Here is an 11,888-nt window from a genome sequence, read left to right as displayed (position 1 = left end):
GTCCGGAGCGAACGCTCCGGACCGCAATCGTAGCCCCGCTCCCCCCAAGCCCCGCCGCCCCCGGCGTCTTAAGAACCCAACCCCACCATAACCCCACGCGCAATAAGCATATTCAGCGCCACCCCCAAGACCAGCGTAAAATCCCCGATGTCGTTAACACGACAAACAAGCAGTACGTCTTCAGGGCGGGGCGAAATTCCCCACCGGCGGTATGCCAAGCAATTTGGCGAGCCCGCGAGCGCCCGGCGTCCTTCACGGAGGACACCGGGGTCAGCAGATCTGGTGAGATGCCAGAGCCGACGGTCACAGTCCGGATGAGAGAAGATGTGCCGTCACAAGACCCCCCTGTCCGGGCCCAAGCGCCTGGACAGTCGGTTCGCGTTCGGCTGTCGATGAGCCCTGAAACGTTTTTCGCCCCCTTTTTTCGCGAGAGCGTTTCAATGTCCAACGTTACCCTTACCCCGCAGTCCCTCCCCAGCCTGGCCGCCCAGCCCTTCGCCGCGCGCCTGCAACGCGCCCTGCATCACCTGCGCCTGGGCCGCCCCGTCATCCTCATGGATGACTTCGACCGTGAAAACGAAGCCGACCTCATCGTCGCCGCCGACAAGCTGACCGTGCCCGTCATGGCCCAGCTGATCCGCGACGGCAGCGGCATCGTCTGCCTGTGCCTGCCCGGCGAAGCCCTCGACCGTCTCGACCTGGCCCCCATGGTCCAGCGCAACCAGAGCCGCTTCGCCACCGCCTTCACCGTCTCGATCGAGGCGCGCGAAGGCGTCAGCACCGGCGTGTCGGCCGTGGACCGCGTCACCACCATCCGCGCCGCCATCTCGCCCACCGCCCAGGCCGACGACATCGTCAGCCCCGGCCACGTCTTCCCGCTGCGGGCCCAGGCCGGCGGCGTGCTGACCCGCCGCGGCCACACCGAAGGCTCGGTCGACCTGGCCACGCTGGCCGGCCTGCGTCCCGCCGGCGTGCTGTGCGAACTGATGAACGCCGACGGCACCATGATGCGTGGCGCCGCGCTCGAGCGCTACGCCGCCCAGCACGGCCTGGTCGCCCTGACCATCGCCGAACTGGCCGACCACCTGCAGCAGCTGCGCGACGGCCAGGCCCAGCCGGTCGACGACGAAGTGCTGGAGATGGCCGCCACCGTCTGAACGTAAAAAGGCGCCCGCGTCAGCGGGCGCCTTGATCGTCAATCGATACGCCAGCCCTGGGCCGCAGCCTTACCCGGCGGCCGCCCGGCCCCGCAGCGCCATCGCCACGAACACCGCGCCCAGCGCGCACGCGCCGCCCAAGGCATAGACCGCGCCGTAGCCCTGCATGCCGGCCAACCAGCCAGCCGCGGGGCTGGCGATGCCCAGCGCCACGTCCAGAAACGCCACATACGCCCCCATGGCCGCGCCGCGGCTGGCCGGCGGCACGCGCCGCACCGCCTCCACGCCGAAGGCCGGGAACGCCAGCGAATAGCCCGCGCCGCTCAACAGCGCGCCGGCAAACGCCCACGCCGGCGTCGGGCCCATCCAGATCAGCCATTGGCCGGCCGCCTCGATCAGCACGCACACCAGCGCCACGCGCGCGCCGCCCAGCTTGTCGGGCAGCCCGGCGAAGAACAGCCGCGCCACGATGAAGCCGACGCCGAACAGGCTGAACATCCACGCCGCGCCGTCCCAGCCGCGCTGGGCGAACAACAAGGTGATGAAGGCGGTGATGACGCCAAAGCCGACGCTGGTCAGCGCCAGGCCCAGGCCCGGCAGCATCACCAGGCCCAGCACGCGATAGAAGGGCGTGCGCACGCCGCCTGCCGGCGGCACGCCGCGCTGCGGCAGCACCAGCGCCAACGCCAGCACGGGGATGAAGACCGTGGCCCAGGCGATGCCGGCGAAACCGGTCGCGCCGTACAGCTGCATGCCGGCGGGCGCGCCCAGCCCGAAGGCGGCGTAGATCGCCACGCCGATCCAGGCCATCACGCGGCCCGCGTTCTGCGGCCCGACGCGGCCCACACCCCAGCTGAGCGCGCCGGTGACGATCAGGCTTTCGGCGCAGCCCATGAGGGCGCGGCCGGCCATCAGCGCGGCCAGCGCCGCGCGCGGCTGCAGCTGTGCGAGGTCGTCGGCCAGCAGGTAGAGCAGGCCGGCCACCGAGCCCAGCAGGAAGCCGGTGACCACGGCGCGCTTGGCGCCGCGGCGATCGGCCAGCGCGCCCGACCAGGCGCGTGACAGCAGCGCCGCCGCGAACTGCAGGCCGGCGACGATGCCCACCACCAGCGCGCCCTGCGCCAGCACGCCGTCGACGTACAGCGGCAGCACCGGCATGGGCAGGCCGACCATGAAGAAGCCGACGAAGACCGCCAGCGCCAGGGGCAATATCTGCATGAAGACGGGACGCGCGGTCCCGCCGGCCGCGGGCAGCGCCGCGGCCGTCGATGCATTCGACATGAGGATTCCTTGAAAGGGGAGAAACGGCACCGTGTGGCCGGCTCGCCGTAATCGACGATGGCATAATCGGCCGGTGCTCGACGCGATTCCAGTTGCGTATCGAAATTTTATGAGCCGGTGCTCAGGTTTGAAACTCGCTTTCCCCGAACTCCATGACATCCATCCCGCAGCCCCGTAAATCGCCACGCCAGCAACGTTCGCAACAGACCGTGGACACCATCTTGCAGGCGACAGCTCGCGTTCTGGCCGAGCACGGCTACGCCGGCACCAACACCAACCGGATCGCCGAGACCGCCGGCGTCAGCGTCGGTTCGCTGTATCAGTACTTCCCCAACAAGAACGCGCTGATCGCGGCGCTGCACGACCGCCACGACCAGCAGATGCTGGCGCTGATCGACGAGGTGCTGGACGGCAATCCCGCGGCCACGCTGCGCGAGCGGGTCGCGGCCATCGTGGCCGCGTCGATGCACGCGCACCTGCTGGAGCCGGCGCTGCACCGCGTGCTGGAACGCGAATTCCCGCTGTTCGACCAGCCGCGCGAACACAGCCGCGCCGACCAGGACATCCACCGGCGCATGCGCCACCTGCTGGAACTGCATCGCGACGAGATCGCGCAGCAGGACCGCGAACTGGCGACCTACGTGGTGCTGCGCATCATGGAATCGCTGGTGCACGCGGCGGCGCTGGAGCCGCCGATCGGCTTCAACCCGCAGCAGCTGGAGCGGGCGGTGGTGGATGCGGTGATGGGATACCTGGGCATGCCGCCCCTTGCCGCCAAGGCCCGGCCGGCCCGCGCGGCGGTCCGCAAGGCCGGCGCGGCCTGACACGAGATGACGGGCTCGCGCTGACGGCGCGGTATCGGCGCGCTAGCCGCGCGCCATGCGCGCCAGGCAGTCGGCGGCGTCGCCCACCACGATGCGGGCGCTGCACGCCAGCATCAGGTTCAGATTCAGGCCGAAGTCCTCGACGGTGTAGCCCTGCGCGTCCACCGCGCGCTGCGGGTCGTCGGCGGCCACGCCGACGGCGACCTGCTGGCGCACGCTGCCGGCCTGCGCCGTATAGCCCCACACCGGCTTGCCCAGGGCGATCGCATAGCCGACCTCGAAGGCCGTGCCGGAATCGGGCTCGGCGCCTCGGAACGGGTTGAGATTGGCCATCACCAGGTCGGCGCGCCGGATCATCGCCACGTTGGCCTGGTAGATCCATTGCGCCAGCGCGGCGCCGGACAGGCCGGCGGGCGCCACGTTGTCCAGCGGGTACAGTCCCTCGAAACCGTGCGCGGCGGCCAGCGCCTTGAGCCGCGCGCCGTGCGCCACCGCATCGGGCAGGAACACGTCGAAGCCGGCCAGGTAGACGCGGCGCATGGCGCGTTACTCCGGATCGGAGACCGAGAAGGCTTCGCCGGTGGCGAAGAAAGACCCGCCCGCGACGTAGTGCACCGAGCGGCGCGCGTCGTCATCGAAGTGCCAGCGGTTGCCGGAGAACACATCGGGCGCGGACCAGGCCGCCACCACCTCGCCGATGAACAGATCGTAGGCCTGCTGGTTGTGCGGCTCGGGCACGACCTTGCATTCGAGCCAGCCGAGGCAGCCCTCGACCAGCGGCGCGCCGATCTTGCTGGCGGGGAAAGTGGCCAGGCCGCTGGCCTGGAACTTGTCTTCCTCGCGCCCCGAGTGCGAGCCGACCTGCAGGGTGGCCTGGGCCTGCGCGCGCGACGGAATGCACAGCGCGAATTCGCCAGAGGCCTCGATCAGCGCGCGGGTGTAGGTGTTCTTGTCCACCACCACCAGCATCTTGGGCGGGCTGAAATCCAGCGGCATGGCCCAGGCCGCGGCCATGACGTTGCGCTCGCCGCCGTGGGCGCTGGTGACCAGCACCGTGGGGCCGTGGTTCAGCAGCAGATAGGCGCGGGACAGCTCGACGGGTTCGATAGCGGACATGGGCAGCCTGTTCAGAACATGCCGTTCTTGTTGGCGGGGTTTTCAGGAATTTCCTGGCTCACGTCCCAGTGTTCGACGATCTTGCCGTTCTCGACGCGGAAGATGTCGACCACGGCCTGGCCGCGGTCTTCGGGCGATTCGCGCCACAGGTTGTGGATCACCACCAGGTCGCCCTCGGCGATGACACGCTTGATGTCGACGCTGGCCTGCGGATGCTGCTCGAAATAATGGGGGAAGAAATCCACCATCGGCTCGACGCCGTCGCGCATGTAGGGGTTGTGCTGGGTGTAGTTGTTCTTGGCGACATACAGGCGCACCGCCTCGTCGATCTCGCGGTCCTGGAACATCATGCGGAAGAACGCCACCACGATGTCCTTGTTCGACTGCGGCGCGGCGGCCTGGACCGGGGCCAGACAGCTGGCGGCCAGCAGCAAACACAGGGCCAACGATTTCAACTTCATGCTCATACTGACTACTCGGGTCGTGCGCCGGTTTGGCGGCCTGCCAGTTTACAAACAAAACCGGCCGAATCGACCCTGCCGCCAGTGCGGCCTTGCCCGAAAAGCGGACGGCCCCCTGGGCGGGCAGGGGGCCGTGCCGGTCGGGTATCGCGTGCAAACAACACCGCGCGCGCGGCGCCGCCTGCCCGGGATCAGTAGCCGACCGTGAAGCGGCGGCGCGAATGCTTGGGCGCCTCGATTTCGTCGGCCAGGGCGATGGCGTAGTCTTCCATCGAGATCCAGCTCTTGCCGGCCTCATCGACCAGCAGGGTGTCGTCGCCGATCCGGAACTTGCCGGTGCGCTCGCCCGGCTCGAACAGCGCGGAAGGCGACAGGAACGTCCAATTTAGGACCTTCTCCTGGCGCAGCGCGTCCAGGAACACCACGCCGCCGCGCGCTTCCGGCTTGTAGGCGTCGGGGAATTCGGGGGTGTCGATCAGCAGCTTGCCGGGCGCCACTTCCAGGCTGCCGGCGCCGCCGACCACCAGCAGGCGCGGCACGCCGGCGTCCTTCACGGCGGCCAGCAGCGGCTTGGCGTCGGCCGACACGAAGCGCGAGGCGCTGACCACGGCATCGTGGCCCTTGAGCAGCGGCGTCAGGCCCTGCGGATCGGTGGCGTCGCCCTGCGCGATGGTCAGGCCGGGCTGGGGATTGACGTCGCCCAGGTTGCGGGCGATGCCGGTCACCTGGTGGCCGCGCTTGAGCAGTTCGTCCGCCACGCGGGAACCCACGCGGCCGGTAATTCCGATCAAAGCGATTTTCATGGTCTTGCTCCTTGAAGGGTGGGCGCCGGGCGGGGGCCGCGAGTTGCGGTCCTTTCCTGCCCGGGCTCAGGCAAAGCCATACTATTCGGGCCGGCCGGATCCAGGAACCCACGGGGATGGAAGAGTTTTTTGCAATCCATGCACCAATCGGGGTTCCCGTCCCTTCGGCCTCAGGCCGCGGCGCGTTGCGCCTGGTAGACCTGCAGATGGGTGTACGCCGTGCGCAGGGTGGTGGCATCCACGCCCAGCGTGCGGGCGCGCCGCACCATGTCGCCAACGATGTGGTCGGCCTCGACCGGCAGGCCCTGGCGCAGATCGCGGAACATCGACGCGGTCATGGGCTGGGACGGGTCGGTCAGGATCTTGAGCGCGGCGGCGTCGGCATCGGGCCGCACGGCGTGGCCGCTGGCGGCGGCGACCGCCTGCGATTCGCGCAGCAGGCCGCGCACGATGTCGGCGCCGTTGTCGGTCGACACGATCTGGCCGACGGTGCCGCGCATCAGGCAGGTGGCGGCGGCCAGGGTCGTCAGGAACACGTATTTTTCCCAGATGTCCTGGTGGATGTCCTCGCTCAGGCGGCTGACGTATTCGCCGCCCGCAAGGGCCTCGGCCAGCGCCACGCAGCGGGCGCTGCGGGCCGGACCGGCGCGCTCGCCGAAGACGATGCTGGCGTGCTTGCCCAGGTGCACCACCTGGCCTTCGGCGCCGAGCGTGGCGTTGATCTGGCACAGGCCGCCCAGCACCCGGTGCGGCTCGAATTCGCGGTCCAGCACGTCGTATTGCAGCACGCCGTTCATGATCGGCAGCACCGCGGTGTCGGGACCGACGGCCGGGCGGATGGCATCGATGGCGCTCTGCAGGTCGTAGGCCTTGCAGCTGAGCACCACCACGTCGTAGAAGCCCTTGAGCGTGTCGGCGGTGGCCAGCTGCGGCTGCAGGGTGACGTCGCCGAACGGGCTTTCGATGCGCAGGCCTTGCTCGCGCAGGCGCGCGGCGCGGGCTTCGCGCACCAGGAACGTCACGTCGGCGCCCGCCTGGGCGGCGCGGCCGCCGAAATAGCCGCCGGTACCGCCGGCGCCCAAGAACAACAACTTCATGCCTGTCTCCCTGGCCCGTCAGAGGCGCGGGCCGATGGAAACATTATGCGCCCGCGGCCGTGTCCGGCGCGGGGCCGGGCGCGACGGGCGCCCACGGCCCGGACAGGGGCTTGCGAAGCGTGCCCGGGCGCCGCCTTCAGGCCGGATGGATATGCCGCGCCCAGGCCTCGTAGCCGCCGCGCAGGGCCCAGGTGTTGGGATAGCCGGCGGCGCGCAGGCGCGCGGCCAGCATGGCGGCCGAGACCTCGTTGGGGCAGGCGCAATAGACCACGATGTCGGCGGCCTCGGCGCCGGCCTCCAGGGCCGGCAGCGGGGCGCGCAGGTCGACGGCAATGGCGCCGGGAATGCGGTCTTCCTCGCGCACCGCCTCGGGCCGCACGTCGAACACCAGCGCCTGGCGGCCATCCTGGCGCCACTGCATCAGCTCGTCTACCGACAGCCGCGGAATCACGCGCAAGTGGCGCTTGAGGACCCAGCGCCGCAGGGCGCGGGCAATGATGTACAGCGCCAGCACCGCCGCCAGCAGGGCCAGCCCCATCGGGCCGTAGGTGCCCAGCACGTCCAGCACGTCGTTGACCACGCTGTGGAACAGGCCGCCCAGCAGCAGGGCCGAACCGGCCCAGATCATGGCGCCCGCCAGGTCGTACGCCAGGAAGCGGCGGTACGGCGTGCCGGTCAGGCCCGCCATCACCGTGGACAGGGCGCCGGCGCCGGGCAGGAACTTGCACACCAGCAGGGCGCGCACGCCGATGCGCAGGTACAGGCGCTGGGTCTGGCGGATGCAGGAGTCCTGCGACAGCGACATCCTGCAGATCACGCCCAGCAGGCGTGAGCCGTAGCGCTGGCCGGCCGCGTACCAGAGCGAGTCGGCCAACAGGCAGGCGAGGGTGGCGGCCAGCCACGGCGCCAGCCAGCCGCCCGCGCCGGCCAGGGCGCCGGCGGCGATCAGCATGGGATAGGCGGGCACGGGCAGGCCCGCCTGCTCGACCAGCACGTTGGCGAAGACGAGCCAGCCGCCGTACTGCTCGAGCAGCAATTGAATGTCTTGCATGGTGGATTCCGGCTTGCCGCGCGCGCGCGCGGCGTCATTGGCGAGATTTTAGGCCCGCGCCCGCGCCGATGGCCGCCCGGCGGGCCTTTGCGCGCCGCAACAACCTGTTCCACGACGAAAAGTGTCCACGCACCGCGACGGTGCGCACCATGTTGGTGCCACGTTTCCCCGCCAGGGTGCCTATAATCCCGCCCGGCCATCAGGATTCCCCCGACTTGCCGCGGGAATGCCCCATGGCATACAACTTGCTTCGCTAGGACTGGCTGCGAACCCGCCCATTCGGATGGGGCGCGCCGCCCCGGCGCTCCCCCATCCGATGACCGATCCCACGCCCTCGTTCCCGCCCGCCCACGCGTGCCGCACCGCGACGCCCGGACATCGCCGCCATCCCGCCCATTCCCCATCCATCCTCGCGAAGGAGACTTCCGCATGAAATCCTTTTCCCTCCCGGCCGCCGGCGGCATCGCCCGCCGCGGCCTGCTGAAGCTGGCCGCCGCCGCTGCCGGCGCGCTGCTGCTGTCGGCCGGCGCCCAGGCCCAGGCGCCCGCCAAGACCAAGGTTGCCGCCATCTACACGGTGCCGGTGGAACAGCAATGGGTGTCGCGCATCCACAAGGCGCTGACCGCCGCGCGCGACCGGGGTGAAATCGAATACACGTTCTCGGAAAACGTCACCAACGCCGACTACGAGCGCGTCATGCGCCAGTACGCCGAGCAGGGCAACAAGCTGGTGGTGGGCGAGGCCTTCGCGGTCGAGGCCGCCGCCCGCAAGGTGGCCAAGGACTACCCGCAGACCGCCTTCCTGATGGGTTCGTCGGGCAAGCCGCAGCAGCCCAACTTCTCGGTGTTCGACAACTACATCCAGGAACCGGCCTACCTGACCGGCATGATCGCCGCCGGCATGAGCAAGACCGGCAAGATCGGCCTGGTGGGCGGCTACCCCATCCCCGAAGTGAACCGCCTGATGCAGGCCTTCATCGAGGGCGCCAAGGAAATCAATCCCAAGACCGAATTCACCGTGACCTTCATCGGTTCGTGGTTCGATCCCCCGAAGGCCAAGGAAGCCGCCTTCGCCATGATCGACAAGGGCGCGGACGTGCTGTACGCCGAGCGCTTCGGCGTGTCGGACGCCGCCAAGGAACGCGGCAAGCTGGCCATCGGCAACGTCATCGACACCCAGCCGCAATACCCCGAGACCGTGGTGGCCTCGGCGCTATGGAGCATGGAGCCGACCATCGACGAGGCGCTCAAGCAGGTCAAGGCCGGCACCTTCAAGGCCGCCGACTTCGGCCAGTACTCGCTGATGAAGCACAAGGGTTCGTCGCTGGCGCCGCTGGGCACCTTCGAGAGCAAGATCCCCGCCGACCTGATCGCCAAGGTGCAGGCCAAGCAGAAGGCCATCCTGGATGGCAGCTTCAGCGTGCAGGTCAACGACAAAGAACCCAAGTCGTCGGCACGATGAATCAAGCGCCTCTCGCCCTGCGGCTGGCAGGGATCACCAAACGCTTCGGCAGCCTGACGGCCAATGACGATGTCTCGCTGACGCTGGCGCAAGGCGAAGTGCTGGCCCTGCTGGGCGAGAACGGCGCCGGCAAATCGACCCTGGTGTCGATCCTGTTCGGCCACTACGTGGCCGACGCCGGCAGTATCGAAGTCTTCGGCCAGCCGCTGCCGCCGGGCCGGCCCGACGCCGCGCTGGCGGCGGGGGTCGGCATGGTGCACCAGCACTTCACGCTGGCCGACAACCTGACCGTGCTGGACAACATCATGGTCGGCACCGAGTCGCTGTGGAAGCTGGCCTCGGGCCGTGGCCAGGCGCGCCGCCGCCTGGTCGAGCTGGGCCAGCGCTTCGGCCTGGGCGTGGATCCGGACGCGCGCGTCGGCAGCCTGTCGGTCGGCGAGAAGCAGCGCGTTGAGATCCTCAAGGCGCTGTACCGCGGCGCCAAGGTGCTGATCCTGGACGAGCCCACCGCCGTCCTCACGCCGCAGGAAGTGCAGGACCTGTTCGCCACGCTGCGCGGCTTCGTCGACGAGGGCCTGGCCGTCATCTTCATTTCGCACAAGCTGGACGAGGTCATGGCCGTGTCGCGCCGCGTCGCGGTGCTGCGCCAGGGCAAGCTGGTGGCCGAGCGCGAGACCGCCGCCACCACGCCGGCCGAGCTGGCCGAGCTGATGGTGGGCCGCAAGGTCGCCATGCCGCACGCCGAAGCCATGGCGGCGGCCGGCCAGGCCGCGCCGGTGGTGACGCTGTCGCAGGTCACCGTGCGCGACCAGCGCGGCGGCGCACCGCGCCTGGACAGCCTGGACCTGGTGGTGCACAAGCATGAGATCGTGGCCATCGCCGGCGTCGCCGGCAACGGCCAGCAGGCGCTGGTGTCGGTGCTGACCGGCCTGCGCCAGCCCGCCGACGGCACCATCCGCCTGGGCCCCGAACACGCCGCCGCGCCCACCACGCCGGCCGGCTGGACCGCCGCCCACGTGGGCCGCATTCCCGAGGACCGCCACGGCGAAGGCATGATCGGCGACAGCCCGCTGTGGGAAAACGCCATCGTCGAAGACCTGAAGGACCCGCGCTTCTCGCGCTTCGGGCTGATCCGCGCCAAGGCCGGCCGCGCCTATGCGGCGGCGCTGGCCAAGCAGTTCGACGTGCGCGCCGCCTCGCTCGACGTGCGCACCCGCAGCCTGTCGGGCGGCAACATGCAGAAGCTGATCCTGGGCCGCACCCTGGCGCGCGAACCGCGCTTCATCGTCGCCGACCAGCCCACCTGGGGCCTGGACATCGGCGCGGTGGCCTACGTGCGCGAACAGCTGCTGGCCGCGCGCCGGCGCGGCGCCGGCATCCTGCTGGTGTCGGAAGACCTGGAAGAGATCTTCGCGCTGGCCGACCGCATCGCGGTGCTGTGCGGCGGCAAGCTGGTCGCCGACAAGCCGGTCGCGCAATGGACGCCCGCCACCGTCGGGCTGGCCATGACGGGCACGCGCGCCTGACGCCGCGCCCCCTCTACTGAGCATTTCTCGAATGAAACTGATCCTGGAACGCCGCCCCGAGCCCAGCCGCGCCGCGCTGGCCCTGGCCCCGATCGCGGCCATCCTCTTTACGCTGGCGGTCTGCACGCTGCTAGTGGCCTGGGCCGGCGCGCCGGTGGGCCGCACCTACGCGCTGCTGTTCGAAGGCGCGTTCGGCTCCAAGTTCGCGCTGTCCGAGACCCTGACGCGCGCCACGCCGCTGATGCTGACTGGCCTGGCCTGTGCCGTGGCCTTTCGCGCGCGCTTCTACAACATCGGCGCCGAAGGCCAGCTGTACCTGGGCGCGCTGGCCGCGGTGGCGGTGGGCGGCCTGCATGACGGCACCGGCTTCGACCTGCCCCTGCCGGCGCTGTTCGGCGGCATGATGCTGGCGGCGGCGCTGGCCGGCGCTTTGCTGCTGCTGATCCCGGCGCTGCTCAAGACGCGCCTGGGCGTGGACGAGGTGGTGACCACGCTGCTGGGCAACTTCATCGTGCTGCTGTTCGTCTCGATGATGCTGGACGGCCCCATGAAGGACCCGATGGCGATGGGCTGGCCGCAATCGGTGGCGCTCAACCCCGACCTGGAGCTGGGCAAGCTGATCGAGCGCACCCGCGCCCACACCGGCCTGCTGTGGGCCGCCGGCCTGGCGCTGGGCCTGTGGCTGCTGAACCGCTACACGGTGTTCGGCTTCCAGATGCGCGCGGTCGGCGCCAACGCGCACGCCTCGCGCTTCCTGGGCCTGCCGGTCAACCGCGTGATGCTGGGCACGGCCATGCTGTCGGGCGCGCTGGCCGGACTGGCCGGCGCCATCGAGGTGGCCGGCCGCACCGGCTACGTCACGCTCGACATGTCGCCGGGCTACGGCTACACCGGCGTGGTGGTGGCCATGCTGGCCGGCCTGCATCCGCTGGGCGTGATCCTGGCCAGCATCTTCGTGGCCGGCATGCTGGTGGGCGCGGACAGCATGAGCCGCGCCATCGCGGTGCCGAACTACATCGCCGACGTCATCGTCGCCACCTCGTTGCTCGCCATGCTGGTCGCGACGCTATTCGCGCAGTACCGCCTGCGCCGCAACCGGGCTTGAGGAGCA

General features: G+C 70.0%; 12 protein-coding genes and 1 riboswitch. Of the genes, 5 read left to right on the top strand and 7 right to left on the bottom strand.

The annotated features are described in order from the left end of the window. The first annotated feature begins 172 nt into the window (after positions 1 to 172). A riboswitch (FMN riboswitch) is annotated at positions 173 to 330 on the top strand. A gap of 110 nt (positions 331 to 440) precedes the next feature. Beyond that, positions 441 to 1,157, top strand: coding sequence for a 3,4-dihydroxy-2-butanone-4-phosphate synthase (ribB, locus tag AOZ53_RS29830; protein WP_054490600.1), 717 nt, complete (start codon positions 441 to 443; stop codon positions 1,155 to 1,157). 69 nt (positions 1,158 to 1,226) lie between these two features. Here ribB and AOZ53_RS29825 read toward each other — a convergent pair whose 3' ends face one another. Then, on the bottom strand, positions 1,227 to 2,438 hold the full coding sequence (locus AOZ53_RS29825) for an MFS transporter (RefSeq protein ID WP_054490599.1): 1,212 nt from the start codon (positions 2,436 to 2,438) through the stop codon (positions 1,227 to 1,229). A gap of 152 nt (positions 2,439 to 2,590) precedes the next feature. Between AOZ53_RS29825 and AOZ53_RS29820 the strand changes: the two genes are divergently transcribed. Further along, positions 2,591 to 3,262: a TetR/AcrR family transcriptional regulator gene (locus AOZ53_RS29820; protein WP_054431087.1), complete on the top strand. Its 672-nt coding sequence runs from the start codon at positions 2,591 to 2,593 to the stop codon at positions 3,260 to 3,262. A 42-nt stretch (positions 3,263 to 3,304) separates the two neighbouring features. Here AOZ53_RS29820 and AOZ53_RS29815 read toward each other — a convergent pair whose 3' ends face one another. From AOZ53_RS29815 to AOZ53_RS29790, 6 genes are all read right to left on the bottom strand, one after another. Beyond that, positions 3,305 to 3,802 (bottom strand): nucleoside 2-deoxyribosyltransferase, encoded by a 498-nt coding sequence (locus AOZ53_RS29815; RefSeq protein ID WP_054490597.1) that lies wholly within the window; start codon positions 3,800 to 3,802, stop codon positions 3,305 to 3,307. A gap of 6 nt (positions 3,803 to 3,808) precedes the next feature. Beyond that, positions 3,809 to 4,378, bottom strand: a complete 570-nt coding sequence (locus tag AOZ53_RS29810; protein WP_054431085.1) for a flavin reductase family protein — start codon at positions 4,376 to 4,378, stop codon at positions 3,809 to 3,811. A gap of 11 nt (positions 4,379 to 4,389) precedes the next feature. Further along, entirely contained in the window at positions 4,390 to 4,845 is a 456-nt protein-coding gene (locus AOZ53_RS29805) for a nuclear transport factor 2 family protein (RefSeq protein ID WP_054431084.1), read from the bottom strand. Positions 4,846 to 5,030: 185 nt separating this feature from the next. Continuing rightward, the gene (locus AOZ53_RS29800; protein WP_054490595.1) at positions 5,031 to 5,642 is read right to left on the bottom strand and encodes an NAD(P)-dependent oxidoreductase; all 612 of its coding nucleotides are present in this window, start codon (positions 5,640 to 5,642) and stop codon (positions 5,031 to 5,033) included. Between the two features lie 170 nt (positions 5,643 to 5,812). Continuing rightward, positions 5,813 to 6,739, bottom strand: coding sequence for a 2-dehydropantoate 2-reductase (gene panE, locus AOZ53_RS29795; protein WP_054490593.1), 927 nt, complete (start codon positions 6,737 to 6,739; stop codon positions 5,813 to 5,815). 136 nt (positions 6,740 to 6,875) lie between these two features. Beyond that, positions 6,876 to 7,790, bottom strand: a complete 915-nt coding sequence (locus AOZ53_RS29790; protein ID WP_054431081.1) for a rhodanese-like domain-containing protein — start codon at positions 7,788 to 7,790, stop codon at positions 6,876 to 6,878. Positions 7,791 to 8,219: 429 nt separating this feature from the next. Between AOZ53_RS29790 and AOZ53_RS29785 the strand changes: the two genes are divergently transcribed. Genes AOZ53_RS29785 through AOZ53_RS29775 form a run of 3 tightly spaced genes read left to right on the top strand, consistent with a single transcriptional unit; the run spans position 8,220 to position 11,882 of the window. Continuing rightward, positions 8,220 to 9,251: a BMP family protein gene (locus AOZ53_RS29785; RefSeq protein WP_054431080.1), complete on the top strand. Its 1,032-nt coding sequence runs from the start codon at positions 8,220 to 8,222 to the stop codon at positions 9,249 to 9,251. Beyond that, positions 9,248 to 10,777 carry an ABC transporter ATP-binding protein gene (locus AOZ53_RS29780; RefSeq protein WP_054479376.1) on the top strand — a complete coding sequence of 510 codons (1,530 nt, stop codon included), beginning with the start codon at positions 9,248 to 9,250 and terminating at the stop codon, positions 10,775 to 10,777. The genes AOZ53_RS29785 and AOZ53_RS29780 overlap by 4 nt, the downstream gene beginning before the upstream one ends. 31 nt (positions 10,778 to 10,808) lie before the next feature. Next, the gene (locus AOZ53_RS29775; protein WP_006389488.1) at positions 10,809 to 11,882 is read left to right on the top strand and encodes an ABC transporter permease; all 1,074 of its coding nucleotides are present in this window, start codon (positions 10,809 to 10,811) and stop codon (positions 11,880 to 11,882) included. The last annotated feature ends 6 nt before the right edge of the window (positions 11,883 to 11,888 follow it).

It is taken from the genome of Achromobacter sp. 2789STDY5608621 (genome assembly GCF_001299375.1).
In the GTDB taxonomy this organism is placed as follows: Bacteria; Pseudomonadota; Gammaproteobacteria; order Burkholderiales; family Burkholderiaceae_B; genus Achromobacter; species Achromobacter insuavis.
The sequence above is the reverse complement of the archived record's forward strand: the minus strand, read 5'-3'. Positions and strand labels throughout refer to the sequence as shown.